The organism is Gracilibacillus alcaliphilus (genome assembly GCF_016909015.1).
Classification (GTDB): domain Bacteria; phylum Bacillota; class Bacilli; order Bacillales; family Amphibacillaceae; genus Gracilibacillus; species Gracilibacillus alcaliphilus.
Window position 1 is genome coordinate 79,641 of sequence record NZ_JAFBFA010000005.1, and the last position, 25,975, is coordinate 105,615.

Consider the following 25,975-nt stretch of genomic DNA (forward strand, 5'->3'; position numbering starts at 1 on the left):
GGGGTTCGAATCCTCCTTTTTCTTCGCATATAGGTGAGAGTAATTTTATTTACTCTACAACTATTTGTTGGAGGCTCATTTACATGAACAATTTAAAAGTATTTGATTTCGAAGGTATCTCAGTTAGAACAATTTTAAAGGACGGTAATCCGTGGTGGGTTGCCAAAGATGTGTGTGGAGTTTTAGGTATATCAAAGTATCGTGATGCTGCTGAAAGATTGGATATAGATGAAAGGGAGCCGATAACAGTGGACACCCTTGGAGGTCCACAAGAAATGATTTGTATCAATGAAAGTGGTTTATACACTTTGATAATTCGTTCAAACAAACCAAATGCTAAAAAGTTTAGAAGATGGGTTACTCACGATGTCCTTCCATCGATTCGAAAACATGGTTTATATGCTGTCGATGAAGTTCTTACGAATCCTGATATTTTAATTAAAGCATTACAAGAATTAAAAGCTGAACGTTTAAAAAATACCCAGCTTACAGAAACAATCAGTATTCAAGAACAACAAATTGTCGAGATGAAACCGAAAGCGAGTTATTACGACATTGTTCTTAATTGTAAAGATGCGGTTGCAATTTCCGTTATTGCAAAAGATTATGGAAAATCAGCTCGCTGGTTAAACAAATATTTACACGAACAAGGTGTTCAGTATAAACAAGGGAAGATTTGGTTGCTTTATCAAAACCATGCGGAGTTTGGTTATACAACGACAAAGACTCATACGTTTAAAGACAGTAATGGATATGACCGTTCAAAAGTGCATACGTACTGGACGCAAAAAGGTCGTTTGTTTATTTACGATTTACTTAAATCAAATGGCATCTTACCAAAGATTGAACTGAACAGTTAAACATTGGAGGTATTCGATATGAAAATTGCTGTCGGAAATAGTCGAATGGATCGTAAGTGGAAAAACAAAGATATAACGTGGGAAGCATTCGTAGATTTAGTAAAACAAACGATTCGTACGACTGAAACGGTAGAAGAATATAAAAAGATGAATCGTGCAAAACAAGACTCTATTAAAGATGTGGGTGGGTTTGTTGGTGGAGAATTAAAACAAGGCAAAAGAAGGAACGGACATGTATTGTCACGTTCACTTCTTACTCTTGATATGGACTATGCAATACCTGGCATTTGGGATCAAATTGAACTTTTATATGCTTTTAAATGCTGCGTATATTCAACACATAAACACACTCCGAATAAACCACGGCTTCGATTAATTATCCCGTTAAAACGGGATGTGTCAGAAGATGAATATCCAGCAATCGCAAGAATGGTCGCAAAGGAAATCGGAATCGATTATTTCGATGATACAACTTACGAACCTTCAAGGTTAATGTACTGGCCATCTACACCATCTAATGGTGAGTTTTTCTTTAATAAAAAGGATGGAGATTTTTTAGATCCAGATGTGTACTTATCTAAATATGTTGATTGGCGAGATACAACTACATGGCCGGTATCATCACGACAATCAGAGGTTGTGCAACGTAACATTAAAAAGCAGGCTGATCCTTTAGAAAAAGATGGTATCATCGGTGCGTTTTGCAGGGCTTATTCAATTGAAGAGGCAATCGATACATTTTTAAATCATGTGTATGAACCTAGTTTAATGGAAGGAAGATACGATTATATCCCAGCTGATTCATCCGCAGGTGTTGTGATTTACAATGGAAAGTTCGCTTATAGCCATCATGCAACAGACCCGGCATCGGGTTATTTATTAAATGCTTTTGATTTAGTAAGGCTTCATTTGTTTCAGGATTTAGATGACAAAGCTTCATATACAACAGCAACTACAAAACTACCATCTTTTAAAGCAATGACAGAATTTGCACTAAAGGATGAACTAGTAAAAGCACAATTTGCTGAAGAACGAAAATCACAAGCAGAAGCTGAATTTAGTGAAGATGATTGGGAAGGGCAGCTTGAACTAGATAAAACGGGTGCAGTTAAAAATACACTTAAAAATTTAATTTTAATATTAGAACATGATCCAAATCTTCAAGGTATTGTGTTTAACGAGCTATCGGACAATTTGGAAATTGTAAGTACCGTTCCTTGGTCGCATCCATCTAAATACTGGCGAGATGCAGATGATGCGCAGCTGATAAGTTATATCGATGCACACTATGGATCTTTTTCAGCTAGAAATTATGATGTGGCGATTGCCAAAGTAGCTGATGACAGGTCTTATCATCCAATACGTGATTTTATAGATGACCTGCCAGAATGGGATAAGGTGCCAAGAGTAGATACGCTTTTAATTGATTATTTAGGTGCTGATGACAATCCGTATGTTCGTGCTGTTACAAGAAAAACATTGTGTGCTGCAATTTCAAGAGTTCTAACACCTGGAATTAAGTTTGATTCTATGCTTGTTTTAAATGGCCCGCAAGGTGTCGGAAAAAGTACACTCATTGCAAGACTTGGCGGTGAATGGTTTTCAGATAGCTTAAGTTTATCAGATACAAAAGATAAAACGGCAGCCGAAAAATTACAAGGCTACTGGATCATTGAAATTGGAGAACTTGCAGGATTAAAAAAGGCAGAAGTAGAAACACTTCGTAGTTTCTTATCCAGACAAAACGACATATATCGAGCGAGTTTTGGAAGAAGAGTTACACCACATTTAAGGCAATGTGTATTTTTCGGAACGACTAATGCTGAAAAGGGATATTTAAGAGATACAACGGGAAACAGACGATTTTGGCCTGTGAAAACACCAGGTGATGGTATTAAAAAGTCATGGGAAGTTTCGGAAGAGGAAGTTCTTCAAATATGGGCTGAAACTTTGGAATACGTGAAACAAGGGGAAAAACTTTATTTAGAAGCAAACCTTGAACAATTAGCTAAAGAAGAACAAAGAGAGGCAATGGAATCAGATGAGCGGGAAGGTTTGGTACGTGAATATCTTGATATGTTATTGCCAGAAGATTGGGATGAAATGGATTTATATGAACGTAGAGCATATATCAATGGCACAGAGTTTGGTGATAGTAAGAAAAAAGGTGTATGGAAACGTGAATATGTTTCCAACATGGAAATTTGGTGCGAGTGCTTTGGAAAGGATCGTTCTAATTTAAGAAGGATGGACGGTAACGAAATCGCAACGATTATGGCGAGCATTGGTGGATGGACAGGACTCGTAAGAAAAGAGCGGATTTCTATCTATGGACCGCAGTGGGTTTATGTTCCGAAAGACTAAAAAAAGTTTGGAACGCTCGGAACAAATAGTGAAACAAACAAGCAAAAATGTGTTCCTTTGTTCCGAAAAGGACTGTTTGGAACATCCCATAGGAACAGGCGGGAGCCCATTGTCTAGTAGGGTTCTATCAAACTTCTGTTCCAATGTTCCAATAAAAATATAATATATAGAAAATGTATGAATATATAGGGGAAATCACGTGTAAACGCCTATATACGCGCGTAAAGGAAATTTTTGTTTTTCGGAACTGGAGTGATTAAATGCGAGAAAAGCAAATTGAACAAAAGTTAGTGAAACAAGTTAAAAATATGAGTGGTCTTGCGATTAAACTTGCAGCACCAGGATTTGATGGTTTGCCAGACCGACTTGTGTTGTTACCAAACGGAAAGATAGCTTTTATTGAGGTGAAATCACCTGGAAAGAATCTGAGACCTTTGCAAGAAAAGCGAAAAAACGAGTTAGAGAAACTAGGTTTTTTAGTATTCTGTTTGGACAATCCTGAGCACATTGGAGGGATGCTTCATGCAATTCAAACCTCATGACTACCAAGTTTACGCAACAAATTTTATCGTAAACAATCCGATAGCTGCAATCTTCCTTGAAATGGGCCTTGGAAAAAGTGCTATTACACTAAGTGCAATTTATGAATTAATGTTAGAGCGATTCGAGGTTAGTAGGGTTCTTGTTATTGCACCACTTCGAGTAGCAAGAGATACATGGCCTGAGGAAATTGAAAAATGGAGCCATTTGAACGGACTAACCTATGCAGTGGCAGTTGGAACAGAAAAAGAACGACTTGAAGCATTATATTCGGACGCACATGTATATATCATTAACAGAGAAAATGTGGAGTGGTTAATTGCGAGAAGCGGTTTTGATTTTAACTTTGATATGGTTGTAATCGATGAACTATCATCATTCAAATCCCATCAAACAAAACGTTTTAAAAGTCTGATGAAAGTAAGACCAAAGGTGAAACGAATGGTAGGTTTAACTGGGACACCTTCATCAAATGGACTAATGGATTTATGGGCAGAATATCGAATATTAGATATGGGTGAGCGGCTAGGCAAGTTTATTGGTAGATTTAGAGAATCCTATTTTGATCCAGATAAAAGAAATCAACATATGATTTTTTCCTATAAGCCTAAGCCAGGAGCTGAAAAAGCGATATATGACAAAATTGCTGATATCACGATTAGTATGAAAGGGACTGATTATTTAAAACTTCCCAATCTGATGATGAATGAGGTGCCGGTTACGTTAAATCATAAAGAAAAAGAAACACTGGATGTTATGAAGCGAGATTTAATTGCAACGATTAAAGGAGAAGATATAACCGCTTCAAACGCAGCTGCATTATCTGGAAAACTTCTTCAAATGGCAAATGGAGCGGTATATGACGACAAAGGTTCCGTCATTCAAATACATGATAGAAAACTAGAAAAGTTAGAAGATATTATTGAAGCAGCAAATGGTAAACCTGTTTTAATTGCTTACTGGTTTAAGCACGATCTACAAAGAATACAAAGTCGTTTTAAAGTGGAAATTCTAACTAGTAGTGAGTCAATTAAGAGGTGGAACGAAGGGAAAATTCAAATTGCAGCAATCCATCCAGCATCCGCAGGGCATGGTTTGAATTTACAAGCAGGTGGATCAACACTTGTTTGGTTCGGAATTACGTGGAGTTTAGAACTGTACCAACAAACAAACGCTAGACTTTATCGACAAGGTCAAACGGATACGGTTGTTATTCATCATTTAATCGCAAAAGATACGATGGATGAACGTGTGATGGAGGCTTTAAATAAAAAGAACAATACACAATCGGCTTTAATCGATGCAGTGAAAGCAACATTAAAGGGGGGAATACTCGTATGAATATTGTTTGGCAATATCTTGATAAAAGAGCCGCTACGATAAAAGTTTTAAAAGACTACAACAGTATGAAGCATATCATTGAACGTACTGATGATGATATCTCCATGATTTATGACGGGATGATATCACCTAGTTCTCCTGTAAATGATGGGATGCCAACTGTACGTAATCCGCAAGCAAATGAAAATCGAATTACCCATACTATTGATAAAATTGATGTGTTAAAAGAAAGATTACGACAAGCCTTAGAGTACATGGACTGGTTTCAGCCTGCTTGGGATGAGTTAACTGAAGATGAACAATTTGTTTTACATGAGTTTTATATGGTGGAAGAACAATCGCAAACAAGCGCAGTGTATAATATTTGCGACCGTTTTAATATAGAACGTTCGTCAGCTTACAACAAGAAAAATCGAACTTTGGAACGTTTAACACTATTACTCTATGGCAAGTGAGTAATATCGTGGACGCTTTTTTACTTTACCTATAATAGAATGATAGTATGGAAAAATTATTGATAGCCTTCGTAGGTAAACCTACGGGGCTTTTTTAGTGATGGAGTTGAGTATAATGCCAAAGAAACCAAAAAAGCCATGTATGCATAATGGTTGTCCCATGCTAACGAACAGAAAGTATTGTGAGTCCCATGCAGAACTCCATTCTAATGATAGGCCAAGTGCTACAAAACGTGGATACGGTTATCGTTGGAGGAAGGTAAGTAAGCAATTCCTAAAAACACATCCTCTTTGTAAACAGTGTGAACGAAGCGGTAGATTGATTCAGGCAACTGTTGTTGACCATATTAAACCGCACCGAGGAAACATGGAGTTGTTCTGGGATAAAAGCAATTGGCAACCATTGTGTAAGAAATGCCATGATCGTAAAACCGGAAGGGAAGACCGTTATCCGGTTTACACCTTTTAATAAGCATACCCAGGGGGGAGATGAATCTCTACAATCAAAGCCACCACGACCGTCGGCCCCCTTCGCGTGAATTTTCGCGAAATTGTGCAAGGGGGGTATCATAGAGAGAGTCATTTATAGAGATTACCCCACTGTCCATAAGTGTTTTTGGCAGTTTGTTTTTTGCGTAAAAGTTCAATGGAAGATAAATCTAAAAGCTGTATACCATTAATGATACTAAGGTTTTTCAATACATTCTTAATTTAATAGTAATACCTAAAATGCACCTTATTAAGCATGCTGAACAGCTGATTAAGGTGTATTTTTATCGATTTTATTAAAAAGATTACGCAGAAAGGAGTGCAGAGGGTGAATGAGATAGAAAGGCAGATAATTTTTGATTTGAGACTTAAAGGAGTCGGCTATAGAGCAATCGCCACAGTGCTAGGTAAGAGCCGGGACAGTGTCCGAGGTTTTTGTAAAAGAAATGGTCTGGTTGGGGATTCAAGTGTTGTTGCATTAAACGTCAAGGAACAAATGAAAAACCATTTACTCTGCACTTCATGTGGACGACCGATAAACCAAAAAGCGCGTGGTAGAGTTCGTAAGTTTTGTTCAGAACATTGTCGGAGGAAATGGTGGAGAGAAAATCCTAGAGCGCGGAATAGGAATAAATCAGCATTTTATCATTATACGTGCCAACAATGTGAAAAGGAATTTAGCTGCTATGGAAATAAAAGACGAAAGTACTGTAGTCATGACTGTTATATCAAATCTAGATTTTGGAGTGAAGAAGATGAAGTTTGAAAAACTAGCAATTGATGAATTAGTTCCTGCAAGCTACAATCCTAGAAAAAAATTGAAGCCTGGGGATAGTGAATTTGAAAAAATTAAAAACAGCATACAAGAATTTGGTTATGTAGATCCTATCATTGTAAATAGTGATAAGACAGTTATTGGTGGTCACCAACGACTGATTGTATTAAAGACATTAGGTTATAAAGAAATAGACTGCGTCATTGTTGATATTGATAAGACAAAAGAAAAAGCACTGAATATAGCATTAAATAAAATTAGCGGTGAATGGAATAAAGAACTACTTGCAGATCTTATTCAAGATTTGCATTCTGTAGAATATGATGTTTCATTTACAGGTTTTGACCCCCCTGAAATTGAACAGCTTTTTAACGAAATTCATGATAAGGAAATAAAAGAAGATGATTTTAACGTAGATGAGGAACTTAAAAAACCGACTGTTTCACAAAAAGGTGATATGTGGTTATTAGGGCGACATCGACTCATCTGTGGGGATAGCACAGTTCCAACTATCTATAGTGAACTAATGAATGGACAATTAGCAAACCTCGTGGTGACAGACCCACCATACAACGTAAATTATTCCTCACAAGTTGGAGATATAAAAAATGACAATTTGAAGGATGAAGAGTTTTACAATTTCCTTTTAAAAGCGTATAAAAATATGGCTGCTAACATGGAAAAAGATGCGTCTATCTATGTGTTTCATGCTGATACTGAAGGTTATAACTTTAGAAAAGCATTTATAGATGCTGGATTCTATCTCTCGGGAGTTTGTATCTGGGCAAAGCAAAGCTTAGTCCTTGGTAGAAGTCCTTATCAATGGAAACATGAACCGATATTATTTGGTTGGTTAAAAGATGGAAAGCATAACTGGTATACAGACCGAAAGCAGAGTACCATTTGGAATTTTGACAGGCCATCTAAAAATACACTTCATCCAACGATGAAACCAGTTGCGCTTTGTGCCTACCCAATTAAAAACAGTAGCATGAGCAATTGCATTGTACTGGATCCATTTGGTGGTAGTGGTTCTACATTGATAGCATGTGAACAAACAAACCGTATTTGTTACACGATTGAATTAGACGAAAAATATACAGATGTAATAGTTAAAAGATTTATTGAACATGTCGGTACAGATGAGGAAGTGTATCTATTAAGAGAAAATAAAAAATATAATTATCGTGACCTGAAGGTGAATGCTGATGAGTAAATTAACTTTAGGCTCACTATTTGATGGAAGTGGAGGATTTCCATTGGCTGGATTACTTTGTGGAATAAATCCTGTATGGGCTTCAGAAATAGAGCCATTTCCGATAAGAGTAACGACAAAGCGAATTCCACAAATGAAACATTTAGGAGATATCAGTTTGCTCCGAGGAGATAAAATTCCTCCCGTTGATGTGATAACTTTTGGCTCACCTTGTACAGATTTATCTATTGCAGGTAAGCGGGCAGGACTTGATGGAGAACAGTCGTCATTATTCTATCAAGCCATTCGAATTATAACGGAAATGAGGTGTCAAACGAATGGTAAATATCCAAAATACGCAGTATGGGAAAATGTCTGTGGAGCCTTCTCTTCAAACAAAGGACAAGATTTCAGAAGTGTCCTTGAAGAATTCTGTAAGATTAAAGAAGAAAGCATTGCTATCGCTAAACCTGACAAGTGGGAACACGCAGGTGAAATTGTGGGAGAAAACTTTTCACTCGCTTGGCGAGTCCTTGACGCGCAATATTGGGGAGTTCCCCAGCGAAGAAAACGCATCTTCCTTGTCGCAGATTTTAATGGACAGAGTGCATCCAAAATATTATTTGAGTCAGAGAGCTTGTCAGGGAATATTACGAAGAGCGGAGAAACGAGGAAAAGAATTACCACAAGTGTTGAAGATAGCTTTGGAGCGGCAAGCGAACTCTGCTTAAATGACCAAGGCGGCAGTCGAATGGATGTCACAAATGGAAAAACAGCAACACTTCGTGCACAGTCTAATCATCCACCGCTTGTTTTTGAAAATCATGGCAGAGATGCGCGGGTTAAAGGACCAATAGAGGTTGCTCAAACGGTTCTATCAGTTTATGGAACTGGAGGTAACAATCAACCTTTTATTTTAGAGAAATCTAAAACATTTGATGTTCGCTTTACATCTGAGGGTACTACAAATGTTAGAGCAAATGTTTATGAAAGTTCTATTTCAAGAACGATTGATACATCTGGAAATGTGCCTGATAGTAATCAAGGTGGAATTGCTGTGGTTGCTGTTCAAAATGAAGGGGATAAAAAGAATAAAACCCCAATTTTTTCGGCAAGTAAAAACTCTCATTTTACACATGCGAAAGAAGAAGTTGCAAATACGTTAGTTGCAACAGATTACAAAGATCCTCCACTTATTAATGAACCTAACAGAATAGTACGTAGATTAACACCAACTGAATGTGCTAGACTTCAAGGATTTCCTGATGAGTGGTGCAGTAACCTTGGAACAGATGAGCCTACAGAAGACGAAATCTTATTCTGGACAGAAGTGTGGGAAACACATAGAAAAGTAATCGGTAAAAGTAAACGACCAAAAACAAGAAAGCAAATTATCAAGTGGTTAAATCAACCACACTCTGACACTGCTGAATATAAAATGTGGGGAAATGGGGTCGCATTGCCATGTGTTCATTTTGTACTAAAAGGAATCGTCCAAACATTGCATAGAAGTTCTAATGCAGGATAGTTTGAAAATACGTTTTAATAGCTTGCTATATCTTGTGTTTAGAGTGATATATGTACTACACCAAAACACAGGAGGTAGTGAAAATGGAACGGAAAGAAATGGTCAAAAAACTAGGCGAATTTTTTGATGTAAAACCAACTTATTTAGGTGTCCCAAGCTTTGCTTATGAGATAGTGACAGCTGAGGAAACTTACACGATTGATAGGGAAGGAACGATTACAAATTCAGCAGGAGAAGAGAGGGGTTTTGAAGAAATTGTAAATACACCAATACATGAGGATGCAGTGAAGAACGATAATCAATCAGTAAATTTTGAACTTGAAGGCATGGAGATTACACTTCCACTTGAGGGACACACTGGAAACACTCTGAAAAATATTGTAAATATGCTTTATAGTAAACAGCACCTAATTATGATGGCATTCGAAACAACAGAGCCATTGATGGATGAAACCATACCAAAGGATTTTAGCAAAAAGGAAACGGAAACTATTCAGGATTTTAAAATGGTATTTGAAGAACTAGGTGATGGAAAGATGCCAGGATTAACTTTTGACTTTGAGAATGAAATCTTCACCATCAAATTAGCGGGTAAAAATTTAAATTCAGAGAAGATAGATGCTTTTCAAGCCCTTGTTACTTTCATTAATCAAAATGCTAAAAGGCAAAAAAGAGCATCCTTCAAAAAATCTCAGAATGACAATCCAAAGTATGCCTTCAGAACATGGATGATACGGCTTGGTATGAATGGACCACATTATAAAACAACAAGGAAGGTCCTCTTGAAAAACCTCGAAGGAAGTGGAGCTCATCGGAATGTGAGAGGCTCAAATGGATAAGTTTTTTACACAAGCAAACTGTGACCGCTGTGGTGGAAATTTAAAAGACGGTAGAATTATGTCCATGTACAATACTGATTGCATTTGTCTAACATGTAAAGACAAGGAATCTAAACGCATTGACTATCGTGATGCAGTTAAAGCCGACCATGAAGAAATCAAGAAAGGAAACTACAATTTTCCAGGTATCAATGGTAATAAATAAATTGATTTTCTCTAGGTTAATATGGATATACAAATAAGCGAAATTAATGTGAATTGTTGAAGTATCAATAAATATCTTTAAACTGGGTCTGTCTTTGGATAGGCCCTTTTATTATGCCAAAATTGAAGGGAGGTGGCGCTTGTGGCTCAACGTGGACGTAAACCCAAGCCGACTGCAATAAAGGCGCTAGAGGGCAATCCTGGCAAACGAAAGCTGAATCAAAATGAACCTAAACCTGAAAAAATGGCACCTAGATGTCCATCATGGCTTGAACCAGAAGCGAAGAAAGAATGGCGCAGAATGGTCAAAAAGATGGAGCATTTAGGGATTCTAACAGAAGTTGATATGGCAGCATTTGCTGGATATTGTCAAGCTTATGCGAGGTGGAGAGAGGCTGAGGAGTTTATTTCCAAACATGGATTGATTGTTAAAACACCATCGGGTTACTGGCAACAAGTGCCTCAAGTATCTATCGCTCAAAGTTATTTAAAAATCATGACTCGTTTCTGTGAACAGTTTGGATTAACCCCTTCATCAAGAAGTAGGATAGTGGTTGAACAAACGAATGATTCAAACGATCCAATGGAGTTAATGCTCTTGCAAGGTGGTGGTAAAAGTGTATGACGAAAAGAAAGCACAGCATGCTGTAGATTTCATAAGTCTTTTAAAGCACACAAAAGGACAGTGGCGTGGTGTCCCTTTCGATTTATTACCATGGCAAGATAAAATCATTCGAGATATTTTTGGAACTGTAAAAGAAAATGGATATCGTCAATATAATACAGCTTATGTTGAAATTCCAAAGAAGAATGGAAAGAGTGAACTTGCTGCAGCTATCGCCCTATTAATGACATGTGCTGATAATGAGTGGGGAGCAGAAGTGTATGGCTGTGCTTCAGATAGGCAGCAGGCATCCATTGTATTTGATGTTGCAGTTGAAATGGTGGATCAATCTCCAGCACTTAGAAAAAGATTTAAACCAGTCATGTCTATGAAACGTTTAGTTTATAAACCTACAAATAGTTTTTATCAAGTATTATCTGCTGAAGCCTATACCAAACATGGACTTAATGTTCATTCAGTGGTCTTTGATGAATTACATGCCCAACCAAATCGAGAATTATTTGATGTTATGACGAAAGGTTCAGGAGATGCAAGACGTCAACCGTTGTACTTCTTAATTACAACGGCAGGGACAGACCGAAATTCAATTTGTTATGAGATACATCAAAAAGCACAGGATATTATTGAAGGTAGAAAAATTGATCCAACATTCTATCCAGTGATTTATGGAATTGATGATGAAGATGATTGGACAGATGAAAAGAACTGGTATAAAGCTAACCCATCGCTTGACCATACCATTGACATAGAAAAAGTTAGAAATGCATTTATCAGTGCTAAAGAAAATCCAGCAGAGGAAAATATCTTCCGACAATTGAGGTTAAATCAATGGGTAAAACAATCTACCCGTTGGATGCAAATGGATAAGTGGGATGCCTGTGATGATGCCATTGACTTTGATAGCCTGCGAGGTCGAGAATGTTTTGCTGGTCTTGACCTTTCAAGTACAACAGATATAACAGCATTTGTTTTAGTATTTCCGCCAAGAACAGATGATGAGAAGTACATTGTCCTTCCCTATTTTTGGATTCCAGATGAAAACCTAAAAGTAAGGGTGCGAAGAGACCATGTGCCATATGATATTTGGAAACAACAGGGATTTATTAAAACTACTGAAGGTAATGTCGTTCATTATGGTTTTATCGAAGCTTTTATTGAAGAATTAGGGAAGAAATACAACATTAAGGAAATTGCATTTGATAGATGGGGTGCAGTTCAAATGGTTCAGAATTTAGACGGGATGGGTTTTGTTGTTGTACCATTTGGACAAGGATACAAGGACATGTCTCCAGCATCGAAAGAATTAATGAAGATTACATTAGAAAATCGGATTGTTCATGGTGGAAATCCTGTTTTACGTTGGATGATGGATAATATTTTTGTGAGAACAGATCCTGCTGGGAACATAAAGCCAGATAAAGCCAAAAGTACAGAACGAATTGATGGGGCAGTTGCTTTGATAATGGCATTGGACAGGGCGATAAGGAATGAGAATAGAGAAAGTGTTTACGATGAACGAGGGATAATTATTCTATGATTCTACCTATAATAAGATTATATGAAAATTCTTTAGGGAGGTGGTTAACATTAAACTTCCATTTATACAGAAACTATTTAAAACGAGAGCTAGTCCAAAAAATAGTCTTCTAGGAAATACTTATAGCTTTTTCTTCGGCGGAACCACCAGTGGGAAATCAGTTAACGAAAGAACTGCTATGCAAACTACCGCAGTTTATGCATGTGTACGAATTCTAGCAGAAACCGTAGCTAGCCTCCCACTACATTTATACAGACATACTGATAATGGAAAAGAAAAAGCAATAGAACATAATTTGTTCTATATGCTACATGATGAGCCAAATAATGAGATGACTTCGTTCGTGTTTAGAGAAACACTGATGAGTCATCTTTTATTATGGGGAAATGCCTATGCTCAGATTATTCGAGATGGGAGAGGAGAGGTGCTCTCTCTATATCCTTTACTTCCCGATAGAATGACCGTGGATAGGACTACATCAGGAGAACTTTACTACGAGTATCGTAAAGATGAAGGTTCTACCATTCTTAGAAGAGATGAAGTTCTACACATTCCAGGTCTTGGTTTTGATGGGTTAATAGGGTATTCACCAATTGCTATGGCAAAAAATGCAATCGGAATGGCACTGGCAACAGAGGAGTATGGTGCTAAATTTTTCGCGAACGGTGCAAATCCGGGTGGAGTTTTGGAACATCCTGGGGTAGTGAAGGATCCAACAAAAATTCGAGAAAGCTGGAATGCTGTCTATCAAGGAAGTGACAATGCTCATCGAATTGCGGTACTAGAGGAAGGGATGAAATTTCAAAGTATAGGTATACCACCTGAACAGGCTCAATTCTTGGAAACCAGGAAATTTCAGACCGAAGAGATTTGTAGAATTTTTCGTGTTCCACCACATCTCGTGGCGAATTTAGATAAAGCAACATTTAGCAATATTGAACATCAATCAATTAGCTTTATAGATAATACAATTATGCCTTGGGTAACAAGAATTGAACAGTCTATGAAGAGAGCTTTATTAAGTGATAAAGATAAAAGGAATTATTCTATTAAATTTAACTTGAATGGCAGATTACGAGGGGATGCAGGTTCAAGAGCACAGTTCTATCAAATTATGCGACAAAATGGGGTCATGTCAGCAAATGATATACGCGAGTTAGAAGAGATGAATATGATTTCATCAGCGATGGGAGGAGATAAATATTTAGTGAACGGTAACTTTGTAGACATGTCAAAAGCAGGCATTTGGACAGAAAAATATGAGGAGGGATAGACATTGAAAAAGTTTTGGAATTGGGTATCCAATGAAGAAGGTCGAATACTATACTTGGATGGTGTTATAGCTGAGGACTCTTGGTATGACGATGATGTGACACCAAAGCAATTTAAAAATGAGTTAAATAAAGACAGTGGAGATATTGACATTTGGATAAATTCTCCAGGAGGTGATGTCTTCGCAGCTAGTCAAATTTACAACATGTTGATGGATTATAAAGGACATGTCACTGTTAAAATTGATGGAATTGCTGCAAGTGCCGCCTCTGTCATAGCGATGGCAGGTGAAAATATCCTAATGTCTCCAGTTTCCATGATGATGATTCACAATCCAATGACGATTGCATTTGGAGATACATCTGAGATGAAAAAGGCAATCAGTATGCTAAGTGAAGTAAAAGAGAGCATTATTAATGCCTATGAATTAAAGACGGGTCTTTCAAGAACAAAACTTTCACATCTAATGGATGGAGAGAGTTGGTTTAATTCCAAAAAGGCAGTTGAACTTGGATTTGCAGATGAAATTATGTTCCAAAATGAAAATGAACAATCCTCACCAGAAGAAGGGATTATTTACAATAAAGTTGCTGTTATGAATTCATTCCTGCATAAGCTACCAAAAAATGAAGCAAATGCAGATATTAATATACTGGAAAAGAGACTTGAGCTCTTAAAAATATAAGGAGGAGATTTGAATGAGTCAAATTTTAAAACTACGAGAAAAACGAGCAAAGGTATGGGAGGATACAAAGTCATTCCTCAATTCTAAGAAGAAAGATAGTGACTTTTTGTCAGCTGAAGATACAGCTACTTATGAAAGAATGGAAGAGGAAGTGGTCAATCTTGGCAAAGAAATAGATAGGTTAGAGCGACAAAAGGCTATCGATTTAGAATTATCAAAGCCAACAAATCAGCCGATTATATTAAATCCAACTGAGATGGGCCATCCGAAAGCTGGTAGAGCAACGGATGAATATAGAGAAGCGTTCTGGAATGCGATGCGAAACAAAGACAATTATAACCTGAAAAACGCATTGCAAGTGGGTGTAGATACTGAAGGTGGATATTTAGCTCCAGATGAGTTTGAGCGGACTTTAATACAATCGCTAGAGGAAGAAAATATATTTCGGACTTTAGCTAAAGTGATTAATACATCTTCAGGAGATAGAAAAATACCAGTGGTTGCTTCCAAAGGAACTGCATCTTGGGTCGATGAAGAAGCCTTGATTCCTGATTCGGATGATAGCTTCGGGCAAGTGTTAATTGGGGCTTATAAAGTAGCAACGATGATTAAAGTATCCGAAGAACTGTTAAATGATAGTGCGTTTAATCTTGAATCTTATATCGCAAAAGAGTTTGCCAGACGGATCGGTGCTAAAGAAGAAGAAGCTTTCTTCGTTGGAGATGGCACTGGAAAACCGACTGGTATTTTTAATGCAACTGGTGGTGCAGAGTTAGGAGTGACTGCAGCTTCAGCTACAGCTATCACAGCTGATGAAATCATAGATTTAGTTTACTCATTAAGATCACCTTATCGTAGGAATGCTGTATTTGTCATGAATGATGACACAGTTAAAAAGATACGAAAGCTCAAAGATGGTAATGGACAGTATTTATGGCAACCATCTATTAAGGCTGGAGAACCAGATACTATTTTGAATCGACCAGTTAAGACTTCACCGTATGTTCCGACTGCAAAGGCTGATGCTAAAACAATTGCATTTGGAGATTTTGGATATTATTGGATTGCGGATAGACAAGCACGCTCCTTCCAACGATTAAATGAACTCTATGCTGCGACAGGACAAGTTGGATTTAAAGGTACACATCGAGTTGATGGAAAATTGATTCTTCCTGAGGCAATTAAGGTGCTCCAACAGAAAACAGCATAAATTGAATTATTCAGCAAGTAAATGTATGGGTGGTGCTGGTGTATGCTGACACTTGAAGAAGTTAAATTATATCTACGTGTTGACGGTGATGAGGAAGATACCCTCATCACTGCTTTAATTGGTACAGCGAAGGAACTCTGTGAACAAATATTAAGATATCCGTTTACAGATTTTGAAGAAATCCCTTTAACCGTGAAACAAGCAATGCTATATTGTGTTGCGAATATGTATGAGAAAAGAGAAGGGACTTACAACTACACTAGAAATGATACTGGTGGGTTCAAGGAAACAATAGAGATTATGAAATTAATCCTAAATAATTACCGAAAAGAAAGTTGGTAATGCAATGGAAATTGGAAGGCTGAGAAATCGAGTTACTCTCCAAAAACATATTCATGATATTGATCCAGAGGGATTTCCAATAGATGAATGGAGAGATATTGCAACGGTATGGGCGGCAGTTTCCAATCTTAGTGGGAGAGAGTTTTATGCCGCCGCAGCAGTTCAAGCAGAAAATACGGTAAGTTTTATTGTTCGATACATCCCAGGCATAGACACAACGTACAAGATACTTTTTAGAGGAAAACAATACAACATAATCGCTATTGATAATATTAGGTATGAAAATAAGTATTTGATTATAAAAACGGACATTGTTACTGGTAGCAGTAATTAATAATGACTTTATTAAAGGCCAAATTAAAAAGTATCTAGTGAGAAAGAGGTGAGAAAATATTGTTAATTAGAGATGCTTTTGTATATATTCAAACTCTGATTACGTTAATCGGTGGGTGGATAGGTTGGTTACTAGGTGGTATTGATGGATTTCTATATACATTAATTGTATTTGTTATACTAGATTATATTACAGGAATAATGGTTGGAATTATACAACGAGAACTATCTAGTGAAATTGGAACTAAGGGAATTTTTAAAAAGATTTTAATCTTTATTTTGGTAGCAATTGCCAACATTATAGATAGTCGACTTATAGGTGATAGCAGTGTGATTCGCACAGCAGTCATCTTTTTTTATTTATCAAATGAAGGTATCAGCATCTTAGAAAATGCTGCAAGAATTGGGCTTCCTATCCCACAAAAACTAAAAAATGTTCTTGCCCAACTACGTGACAAAGGAGGAAATGAAAAATGAATTTAAGGAAACTAATTTTAAAAAATAACGATTGCTACAAGTCAGGAAAGAAAATTGTACCAAAGGGAATTATGGTTCATAGTACGGGAGCAAACAATCCGAATTTAAAAAGGTATGTTGGGCCAGATGATGGTTTGCTTGGAAAAAATCAATACAATAACCACTGGAATCAGCCACGTCCAGATGGTAGACAAGTTTGCGTACATGCCTTTATTGGGAAGTTAAAAAATGGTTCAGTTGCAACATATCAAACTTTACCATGGAATCATCGTGGCTGGCATGCTGGTGGAGAGGCGAATAATACACATATTGGTTTTGAGATTTGTGAGGATGGTTTGAGGGATAAAACTTATTTTAATCAAGTTTATAAAGAAGCGGTTGAATTGTGTGCGTATCTTTGTAAGCAATACAAATTAACCGAGAAAGATATAATTGGCCACTACGAAGGATATCAAAAGAAAATCGCAAGTAATCATGTCGATCCAAGTCATTGGTTTTCAAAACATGGAAAGAGTATGGATATATTCCGAGCAGATGTAAAAAAGGAACTTGCGAAAGGTATAACACCTTCAAAACCGATATCCGGAAAGAAACTATATCGAGTACAGATTGGTGCATATAGCGTAAAGGCTAATGCAGAGAAGCAACTTGCAAATGCTAAAAAGGCAGGTTTTAGTGATGCTTTTATAAAAAAAGGTTAAATAAATTTGCCCAAAGAGTGTGATTTACTTTGGGCACTATATTAATTATGTTCAGTTTTTATAGTTACTTGTCCATCTAATTTATAATCAGATTCCCCGGTATCAATTTTTCCATCACGATTTATTTTATATTTTCCACCTCTTAGACTTATACTAAAATTCAGTTCTTGGTTATCTTTCAATGCACCATTTAATAAATTATAAATGTATTCTTTACCCTCCAAGAAGCCTTTCTTAGGAACATGACCGACCATATATGAATCTATATAGACCGCTATTGCCTTTGAATCATATTCGTTGTCAGGTTCTAATTGTAGCGAGCAATTGGAAAATAATGCACCAGCATACTCAAAAATTGGTTCATCATAAGTGTCTTCTAATATTTCTTTGTTTGTCATACCCTCAAATTTTTCATCAAAGAAAATACTATCTTTTTCTTGTTGTATAGCTTTTTTAATAGCTTTTTGGTAAAAAGAGGTTCCTGCAATTTTGAAATCAATGTATTCAAATATTCCATACTTCTCTCTCTTAGTCACAGAATAGCTTGTTTCAGCAATAGAGACAGGTCCTTTATATTCTTCTTTTATTTCTGTAGTTATGTTCGTTTGATGTTTTTCCTTTTCACTCTTATCAGATTTGTTCTTAAACAGAAAGTCAAATATCCCCATATTTATCCCCCTCAAATTAGCATCAACTTTGATTAATAGATTCTTAATTGATTTGCATTGTTGAATGCGCTTTATTATCTAACATTAATGATAATTGAATAAGGTAACTTTATCAAAATATAGAGAGAAAAAGCTTCAAATTATCGTAAAGGGGTTCGAATACCCTCTTTTTATCGCATATAGGTAGAAGACTTTTAGGAGGAATCTATATGCGAGTGAAACAACTTAAAGCAAACATGTCTGCAATGAAAATGAAGCATGAAATAACGCATGAGCAATTACAAAATGAATTTGATTACTATTATTCAGAAGAATTGCTCATAAAAATTCTCGAAAACAACCTCATCACAAAGGAAGAATTCAATAAAATTAACAAATTAAATCGACTAAAATTCAAACCTTTATTAGGTCCTTTAATGTGCGATAACCCTTGATATGAAAGGGTTTCAGAGCTAATATGTCACGTACAAGAAGGGGGGTGAGTTGATGAGAAAGATAACAACGATTGATGCTGCCACTAATCAGAAAATAAAAGCTAGATTAAGAGTTGCTGCTTACGTTAGAGTTTCTACCGTTAATGAGGAACAACTAATTAGTTTGGAAGCACAGAAGAAACATTACAAAACTTTAATTGAAAGGAAATCTGAATGGAAACTTGTCGATATTTATTGTGATGAAGGAATAACTGGAACAAAAAAAGATAGACGTCCAGAACTATTAAGAATGATTTCCGATTGTGAAAAGGGAAAAATTGATTTCATCATGACAAAGTCAATCAGTCGGTTTGTAAGAAATACAATTGATTGCTTGGAACTAGTTAGAAAGTTAGTCAACTTGGGAATTCATATTTATTTTGAAAAAGAAAACATAAATACTGAATCGATGGACAGTGAATTGATGCTTTCAATTCTTAGCACCCTTGCGGAAAGCGAGTCAATATCGAATTCAGAAAATAATAAGTGGGCAATTAGACAAAGATTTAAACGTGGTACGTATAAGCTGGCTTATCCACCATACGGTTACGATTATGTAGACGGACAAATAAAAGTGAATGAAGAACAGGCAAAAATAATAAAAAGAATCTTTAAAAGTGTACTGAATGGTAAGGGAACAGAAAAAATTGCTAAACAACTAAACGAAGAAAAAGTTCCAACGAAAAGGAACGGAAACTGGACTGGAACTACCATTCGAGGAATTATTAAAAACGAAAAGTATACTGGGGATGCCTTGCTACAAAAAACGTACACTGATGAGAACTTTAACCGAAAAGTTAATAAGGGCGAATTAGATCAGTATCTAATTGAAAACCATCACGAAGCGATTATTACTCATGCTGAATTTGAAGCGGCAAATGAAATGCTTGAATACCAAGCAACTCAGAAGAATGTGAAAAGTGGCAGTAGAAAGTATCAGAACCGCTACCCATTTTCGGGGAAAATTAAATGCGCAGAATGCGGCGATTCATTCAGAAGGAGGATTCATACATCAACACATATAAAATATATTGCATGGTGCTGCTCAACACACATAAAAAATAAAGATCTGTGTTCCATGCTTTTTATTAAAGAGGAGAGAATCCATCAAGCATTCGTCACAATGATAAATAAGTTAATTTTCGGAAGGAATTACGTGCTGATTCCTTTACTGAAAAAGTTAGAAAGTTTAAAGTTCGAAAATAGCTATGAACAAGTTCAAAATATCGAAGTTCAGATAGAAGATAACAAAGAACAATTACAAACATTAATTCATTTAATGTCAAAAGGCTTTTTAGAACCCGTTATTTTTAACGAGCATAAAATAGAACTTTATAGAAAAGCAATGGAATTAAAAGATGAAAAAACAAAATTGCATCAATTAATCAATGGTGGGGCAACACAAATTGAAGAATTGAAAAAACTACTAAAATTTCTTAATAAGAAAACAAGTATCCAATTTTATGAAGATGAGATATTTGAAAACTATGTAGAAAAAATTATTGCTTACTCGCCAACCTCAATCGGCTTCCAATTAAAATGTGGCATTACGCTAAAAGAAAGGATTGATAGATAATGGCACACACACCGTTTGGATACCAAATTGTAAGTGGAAAAGTTTTTGTAAATGAACAAGAAGCGGAGCAATTAAAGACATTATTTAAAGCTTATATATCAGGACTGTCAATGCCAAATGCAGGAAAGAAAGCAAACATTCATCGCACTCATAGTGGAATAACAAGACTTCTTACGGATGAGCGGTATCTTGGGAACGAAGTATTTCCAGCTCTAATTTCAAAAGAAGTTTTTGAACAGGCTCAACAAGAAAGATACAAACGTGCTAAAAAATTAGGTAGATTAAATAGGAAAAAGAAAGAGGAACGATTTCAACCTAGTTATGAATTTTTGATTAATGAAATAGAAAGGGAATATGACAATCCAATAAAACAATCAGAATATGTATACAGTTTAATACAAAGTGAGGTGACTTAATCAATGGCTGTAGCAAGAAACGTGACAGTCATTCCTGCAAGAGCAAGAGTTAGAAATAATCAAGATGAAGTGGAACAAAAGAAACTGAGAGTGGCAGCCTATTGCCGAGTTTCAACTGATAGTGATGAACAAGCATCAAGTTACGAGGTTCAAATTGAACATTACACATCTTATATTCAAAGCAATCCAGAGTGGAAACTTGCAGGTATTTATGCCGATGATGGGATAACAGGAACAAACACCAAAAAGAGAGAACAGTTTAACCAAATGATTGAAGACTGTATGAACGGAAAAATCGATATGATTATTACAAAATCTATCAGCCGATTTGCGAGAAACACATTAGACTGCTTGAAGTATATTCGGCAGCTAAAGGATAAAGAAATACCTGTATTTTTTGAAAAAGAAAACATTAACACAATGGATGCCAAAGGTGAAATTATGTTAACTATCATGGCATCCCTTGCACAGCAGGAAAGTCAATCCCTAAGCCAAAATGTAAAACTAGGCATACAGTATCGTTACCAACAAGGTGAAGTGCAGGTGAATCATAACCGATTTTTAGGCTATACAAAAGATGAAAATAAGCAGCTAGTCATTGTACCTGAAGAAGCAAAAATCATAAAACGTATATACCGAAAATATTTAGAAGGGGAAAGCTTGATCCAAATTGCTCGAGGACTTGAATCAGATGGAATATTAACAGCAGCGAAAAGGAAAAAGTGGCGACCGGAGTCCATTAAGAAGATTTTGCAGAACGAAAAATATATAGGAGATGCACTACTTCAAAAAACATATACCGTAGACTTTCTGACAAAAAAGCGGGTTGCGAACAATGGAATCGTCCCACAATACTATGTAGAAAACAATCATGAACCAATTATTCCAAGAGAGATTTATTTACAAGTGCAGGAAGAAATGATGCGAAGGGTAAATATTAGAAACGGAAAAACTGGAAAGAAACGAGTGTATAGCAGTAAGTACGCATTATCTAGCATTGTGTTTTGTGCGGAATGTGAAGATGTTTTTCGAAGGGTGCATTGGAACAACAGAGGTTACAAATCAATTGTTTGGAGATGCGTTAGCAGATTGGAGAGAAAAACACATTTATGTAATGCAGAAACCATCAGAGAAGATGATTTGCAAAATGCAATTGTACAAGCAATAAATGAAGTGCTGGGCAGTAAAGATAGTTATTTAAGTATATTGGTAGAAAACATTGAAACAGTTTTAAATGAAAATGCAGATAAACCTACAGCTGGCATTGACGAAAAGCTAGAAGAACTACAAATGGAATTGCTCAGACTTGCTAACTCAAAAGCAGATTATGATGAAGTGGCAGAAGAGATTTATAGACTGCGGGAATTGAAACAAGATGTCTTGTTGAAAAATGCTGAACGTGAAGGAATGAGACAGCGGATAGAAGAAATGACAAAGTTTTTAAAAGAACAACCGAAGCAACTTGAAATGTATGATGATCTACTTGTAAGACGATTGATTGAGAAAATAAAGATTCATGACAGACAATTAAAAATAGAGTTTAAGTCAGGGATTGAGATTGCAAAAGAAATATAATATGAATACTTAACGAGCTCATGTCGGAAAAGGCATGGGCTTATATTAGTGTTAAATTGACCGGGAATTTTAATAGTATAGAATATAAGTAAACGATATTAGATGGGGTGATATTTTTGTTATCAATTTCTAGGAAGGATTTATATGATGAAATTTGGTCTGTTGGAATGACAAAGGCAGCTAAGAAACTAGATATACCTTATCATAAATTGAAGAAAGAATGTGTTGATCATGACATACCATTACCTACTCAGTCCTATTGGAGTAAACTGTATATGGGAAATGAAAAACCGTTTCAACCTGAATTGCCAAATGCAGAAGATAATCTAGTGATTACAATTGAAAAAACGAAAAAGGAACAAGTTAAATTAGCTCCAAAAAAGATTGTTAAGTCCACAAAACAAAATGAAAAAGAAGAATCACCCCTGTTAATAACAAATCATGATAAATTATCAGGACAGGAAAAAAGTTATTTTTCTCACTTTAAACAAGATGAAGATAGGTTAATAGATATTTATAATAATTTAAAAATAAATAAAACACTATCTTCAAAACCACATAAGGCGATAGTTGGTTATCGTAAAAAAACTCAAACCTATCGAGAGGATAAATTGAGAATTAAATCGGCATCTGGAGAAATATTCTTGGAAGTTTTACCTTTTATAGATAGTTTATTCAAAGCCCTTGAGAAAGCGGGCGCTAAGATTGTTCCCAAATATGATGAAACGGAAATAATATTGAAAGATAAATATACTATTACTTTGAACTTTAAATTGCCATGTAGAAAAATTAACTTATCACCAGAAGATGAAAGATATTCTACATATCATACGTTTGAATATGAAACTAAAGGAACAATAAATGTGGAAGTTGGTTATAAGCTGTATTGGCGTAACTGGGGAAGAAGTGAAAAAAATATAAATCAAACCAAAAGAATGTCTACTGAGGATCTTTTAAGAAAAGTATTTGTCTATATTTTTTCATTACCAGAAATAATTGATGAGCGAGAAAAGGAGTATATAATACAAGAAAAACAACGTTTGAAAGAGGAAGAAGAAAGATTAATCTTACAGGAAAAACGGGACAATGAATACACAAAAACACAGCAACTCATAAACAATTCCTTGAATTACTTCTATTCTAAATTAGTTCAGGAGTATGTTACTGCTGAAATGGAAGAAGATTCAGAGGAGTATAGATGGGCGATGGAAAAGGCCAATTGGTTTCGGGATTCAGAAAAATATCCTGATGATCTATTGAGTAATACTGATAAGGCGGTAATATTAAATTATAAAAAATAGATAATTAACATAATTAGTATGGAGGGAAGAATTATTATGCCAAGACCGGGGATTACAGCATATGATCTATTAATATCTTGTCCAGGTGATGTATCTGATTATTTAGAAGTAGTAAATCACAGTATCGATAATTTTAATAGGATGTTTGGTGAATTGAATAATATTACTCTTGTAACAAAGCATTGGTCAAAGAATAGCTATCCGCAGTCAGGTGATAAACCACAAGAATTACTAAACCAACAATTTGTTAATGACTGTGATGCAGCAATTGCAATCTTTTGGACGCGTTTTGGGACACCAACTGATGAATACGGTTCTGGAACAGAGGAAGAGATAGAAATAATGTTAAATTCAGGAAAACAAGTATTCATGTATTTTTTAGACTTACCAATTAATCCTTCTGATATTGATATGGAACAATATCAGAAGGTATTAGATTTTAAGAGTAAATACAAGGAAAAAGGACTTTATGCGGTAATAAAAGACAAGCATGAATTGCAAAGAGAATTATCAAATCATTTAGCTATGCATTTTATTCCAATTATTTCGGGAGAAAATGTAACGACTAATAATAAAGAAAAACCAGAATTAAACATAAGAAATACAGAGGATTTTTCGGAAACATTTTATACTGTACATAGAACCAATTTGTTAGAAAGTAAATTTATTGTTGAACAGAAAGAAAAAATAATTGAAGATATTGCTGAATTGAAAAGAACCAGTTTACCATTTAATGAAATAGTAGAAGGTAGTGACATTGATACTGAAGAAGATTTAAAGAAAGTTGAAATTTCAGGAATTGAATTACAGCAAGCAGAAATTTTTAAAAACATAACAAAAAAGAGTTTTTATCTTGATGTAACAGTAGATAAGGATATTAAAAAGGTAATTAAAGAGTTTGCAGAAGTTAATCAAATTATTATTGAAGAGGATTTTTGGAATTTAGGTAATTTAAAGAAATCAACATTACAATTAAAATTAGCTCCTCCTTTTGGAACTGGAGGGCCTACATATGAAGGTACGGAAGCGGAAAAGGAAAGATTCAAACGGATTGAAAAATTATACTGGGATATCCGAACTTATAATGAATATGTAGTTTATTTTGAAGAAATTGATAAGATTAATTTTTTGAAATTAGCAATATCTAATATAGGAACAACATTTGATGAAGATATTGACATAAAACTTATAATTCCAAAAAAGTATTTAATTAATTATTCAGACCTACCCATGCCAGGAATAAACATTATAAAAGAATTAATTGATATTAAATTTATAGATTTTATTTTTTCTATTGAAGAAACTGAATCAATGGATGAATATTCTGGTTATCCTAGCTATCCTTTAAACATATCAAGTCATTTAAAAGATCCATTGTTATTAAACCAAAGAAGTATAGCGCAAGAATATGATGACTATAAAGATGAGCTTTTATCTGAGTTTGAATATCTATTTTGTTATAAGACATTCGAAAATGAAAATAATGATGTAGTTTTATTTCACGTTAACTATTTGAAGCATAATACTACAATGGCATTCCCTTCTGTTCTTATGTTTAGGGAGAGTCCACCATATATAAAATATGAAATTTCATCTAAGTTTAGTACAGAAATAATTAAAGGAGAGTTGACACTTAATGGGAATTAGGACAGTGTCTTGACCTGTTCCCACGAACGTAAAAAGCAGACGATATGTTTCCGCATACGACCATTTTGCTAAAAATCGCAAATACATCAATGCCATCTACTCAAGCCATGTGGAGTGTGTTTCACAGTTAGTTTTAAAAAAAATTGAGGGGATTATAACCCCTCAACCTGTGCAAACTTGTAGTAAATCTTAACATTTTTACTTTCAGTTACTTCAATCTTTTCAACAAAACGTAATAACATCTCGGTGATTAAAGTATTGAAGTTTAAAAACGCTTTTAGCTGTTCTAAGATAGTGGAGATTTTAATAGCTGCTTGTTTCTCTTGTAGAATATGATGAAAAACACCCAAGTTTTATTTCAGAAATCATATGTTATGTTTATGTAAGTATATTAAAGGATCAACTAGAAAAAGAGCGATACAGACATATAAATTATATATAGAGTTTGGAATGATCATAACTCGTGGGAAATGACTGTTTTACCCGTTTGTGTTTGAACTTTTATTTTATTACAATAATAGAAGTGGCATTAAACAGAATGGTTTAT

Annotated in this window: 27 protein-coding genes; 25 read left to right on the top strand and 2 right to left on the bottom strand. The window is 35.4% G+C overall.

Annotation, left to right across the window (positions count from 1 at the left end):
* Positions 1-83 precede the first annotated feature (83 nt).
* The 19 genes from JOD18_RS05645 (at position 84) to JOD18_RS05735 (ending at position 17,772) form a co-directional block, all read left to right on the top strand.
* Positions 84-860 (top strand): phage antirepressor, encoded by a 777-nt coding sequence (locus JOD18_RS05645; protein WP_204667971.1) that lies wholly within the window; start codon positions 84-86, stop codon positions 858-860.
* Between the two features lie 18 nt (positions 861-878).
* Positions 879-3,224, top strand: coding sequence for a virulence-associated E family protein (locus JOD18_RS05650; RefSeq protein WP_204667972.1), 2,346 nt, complete (start codon positions 879-881; stop codon positions 3,222-3,224).
* 260 nt (positions 3,225-3,484) lie between these two features.
* A complete protein-coding gene (locus JOD18_RS05655; RefSeq protein WP_204667973.1) occupies positions 3,485-3,766 on the top strand; it encodes a VRR-NUC domain-containing protein in 282 nt (93 codons plus the stop codon).
* Positions 3,747-5,105, top strand: coding sequence for a DEAD/DEAH box helicase (locus JOD18_RS05660; RefSeq protein ID WP_204667974.1), 1,359 nt, complete (start codon positions 3,747-3,749; stop codon positions 5,103-5,105). The genes JOD18_RS05655 and JOD18_RS05660 overlap by 20 nt, the downstream gene beginning before the upstream one ends.
* Positions 5,102-5,560, top strand: coding sequence for a hypothetical protein (locus JOD18_RS05665; protein WP_204667975.1), 459 nt, complete (start codon positions 5,102-5,104; stop codon positions 5,558-5,560). Before JOD18_RS05660 ends, JOD18_RS05665 begins: the two co-directional genes overlap by 4 nt.
* 160 nt (positions 5,561-5,720) lie before the next feature.
* On the top strand, positions 5,721-6,029 hold the full coding sequence (locus JOD18_RS05670) for an HNH endonuclease (RefSeq protein WP_338029496.1): 309 nt from the start codon (positions 5,721-5,723) through the stop codon (positions 6,027-6,029).
* A 775-nt stretch (positions 6,030-6,804) separates the two neighbouring features.
* Complete coding sequence (locus JOD18_RS05675; protein WP_204668092.1) at positions 6,805-8,040, top strand: site-specific DNA-methyltransferase; 1,236 nt, start codon at positions 6,805-6,807, stop codon at positions 8,038-8,040.
* Positions 8,033-9,547: a DNA cytosine methyltransferase gene (locus tag JOD18_RS05680; protein WP_204667977.1), complete on the top strand. Its 1,515-nt coding sequence runs from the start codon at positions 8,033-8,035 to the stop codon at positions 9,545-9,547. Before JOD18_RS05675 ends, JOD18_RS05680 begins: the two co-directional genes overlap by 8 nt.
* Positions 9,548-9,630: 83 nt before the next feature.
* Positions 9,631-10,386, top strand: coding sequence for a hypothetical protein (locus JOD18_RS05685; RefSeq protein WP_204667978.1), 756 nt, complete (start codon positions 9,631-9,633; stop codon positions 10,384-10,386).
* Positions 10,379-10,591 (top strand): hypothetical protein, encoded by a 213-nt coding sequence (locus JOD18_RS05690; RefSeq protein ID WP_204667979.1) that lies wholly within the window; start codon positions 10,379-10,381, stop codon positions 10,589-10,591. Before JOD18_RS05685 ends, JOD18_RS05690 begins: the two co-directional genes overlap by 8 nt.
* Before the next feature lie 141 nt (positions 10,592-10,732).
* Complete coding sequence (locus tag JOD18_RS24170; RefSeq protein WP_204667980.1) at positions 10,733-11,215, top strand: phage terminase small subunit P27 family; 483 nt, start codon at positions 10,733-10,735, stop codon at positions 11,213-11,215.
* Positions 11,208-12,752, top strand: coding sequence for a terminase large subunit (locus tag JOD18_RS05700; RefSeq protein WP_204667981.1), 1,545 nt, complete (start codon positions 11,208-11,210; stop codon positions 12,750-12,752). The genes JOD18_RS24170 and JOD18_RS05700 overlap by 8 nt, the downstream gene beginning before the upstream one ends.
* 49 nt (positions 12,753-12,801) lie before the next feature.
* Positions 12,802-14,025, top strand: coding sequence for a phage portal protein (locus JOD18_RS05705; protein WP_204668093.1), 1,224 nt, complete (start codon positions 12,802-12,804; stop codon positions 14,023-14,025).
* 3 nt (positions 14,026-14,028) lie between these two features.
* Positions 14,029-14,709, top strand: a complete 681-nt coding sequence (locus JOD18_RS05710) for a head maturation protease, ClpP-related (RefSeq protein ID WP_204667982.1) — start codon at positions 14,029-14,031, stop codon at positions 14,707-14,709.
* Between the two features lie 13 nt (positions 14,710-14,722).
* Positions 14,723-15,919 carry a phage major capsid protein gene (locus tag JOD18_RS05715; RefSeq protein WP_204667983.1) on the top strand — a complete coding sequence of 399 codons (1,197 nt, stop codon included), beginning with the start codon at positions 14,723-14,725 and terminating at the stop codon, positions 15,917-15,919.
* A gap of 42 nt (positions 15,920-15,961) precedes the next feature.
* Positions 15,962-16,261, top strand: a complete 300-nt coding sequence (locus JOD18_RS05720) for a head-tail connector protein (RefSeq protein ID WP_204667984.1) — start codon at positions 15,962-15,964, stop codon at positions 16,259-16,261.
* A gap of 4 nt (positions 16,262-16,265) precedes the next feature.
* Entirely contained in the window at positions 16,266-16,595 is a 330-nt protein-coding gene (locus JOD18_RS05725) for a phage head closure protein (protein WP_204667985.1), read from the top strand.
* Positions 16,596-16,654: 59 nt separating this feature from the next.
* A complete protein-coding gene (locus tag JOD18_RS05730) occupies positions 16,655-17,071 on the top strand; it encodes a phage holin family protein (RefSeq protein WP_239587942.1) in 417 nt (138 codons plus the stop codon).
* Entirely contained in the window at positions 17,068-17,772 is a 705-nt protein-coding gene (locus tag JOD18_RS05735; protein WP_204667986.1) for an N-acetylmuramoyl-L-alanine amidase, read from the top strand. The genes JOD18_RS05730 and JOD18_RS05735 overlap by 4 nt, the downstream gene beginning before the upstream one ends.
* A 41-nt stretch (positions 17,773-17,813) precedes the next feature.
* Here the strand turns inward: JOD18_RS05735 and JOD18_RS05740 are convergent, their stop codons facing one another.
* Positions 17,814-18,440, bottom strand: a complete 627-nt coding sequence (locus JOD18_RS05740; protein ID WP_204667987.1) for an HIRAN domain-containing protein — start codon at positions 18,438-18,440, stop codon at positions 17,814-17,816.
* Positions 18,441-18,649: 209 nt separating this feature from the next.
* Here JOD18_RS05740 and JOD18_RS05745 point away from each other — a divergent pair, with 209 nt between their 5' ends.
* From JOD18_RS05745 to JOD18_RS05770, 6 genes are all read left to right on the top strand, one after another.
* On the top strand, positions 18,650-18,874 hold the full coding sequence (locus tag JOD18_RS05745; protein ID WP_204667988.1) for an SHOCT domain-containing protein: 225 nt from the start codon (positions 18,650-18,652) through the stop codon (positions 18,872-18,874).
* Positions 18,875-18,926: 52 nt separating this feature from the next.
* Complete coding sequence (locus JOD18_RS05750; RefSeq protein ID WP_204667989.1) at positions 18,927-20,489, top strand: recombinase family protein; 1,563 nt, start codon at positions 18,927-18,929, stop codon at positions 20,487-20,489.
* Positions 20,489-20,905: a recombinase gene (locus tag JOD18_RS05755; RefSeq protein ID WP_204667990.1), complete on the top strand. Its 417-nt coding sequence runs from the start codon at positions 20,489-20,491 to the stop codon at positions 20,903-20,905. The genes JOD18_RS05750 and JOD18_RS05755 overlap by 1 nt, the downstream gene beginning before the upstream one ends.
* 3 nt (positions 20,906-20,908) lie before the next feature.
* A complete protein-coding gene (locus JOD18_RS05760; protein WP_204667991.1) occupies positions 20,909-22,480 on the top strand; it encodes a recombinase family protein in 1,572 nt (523 codons plus the stop codon).
* A 116-nt stretch (positions 22,481-22,596) separates the two neighbouring features.
* Positions 22,597-23,781 carry a hypothetical protein gene (locus JOD18_RS05765; protein ID WP_239587943.1) on the top strand — a complete coding sequence of 395 codons (1,185 nt, stop codon included), beginning with the start codon at positions 22,597-22,599 and terminating at the stop codon, positions 23,779-23,781.
* Positions 23,782-23,817: 36 nt separating this feature from the next.
* Positions 23,818-25,428 carry a hypothetical protein gene (locus JOD18_RS05770; RefSeq protein ID WP_204667992.1) on the top strand — a complete coding sequence of 537 codons (1,611 nt, stop codon included), beginning with the start codon at positions 23,818-23,820 and terminating at the stop codon, positions 25,426-25,428.
* A gap of 152 nt (positions 25,429-25,580) precedes the next feature.
* Here the strand turns inward: JOD18_RS05770 and JOD18_RS25115 are convergent, their stop codons facing one another.
* Positions 25,581-25,778 (bottom strand): DUF4368 domain-containing protein, encoded by a 198-nt coding sequence (locus JOD18_RS25115; RefSeq protein WP_239587944.1) that lies wholly within the window; start codon positions 25,776-25,778, stop codon positions 25,581-25,583.
* Between the last annotated feature and the right edge of the window lie 197 nt (positions 25,779-25,975).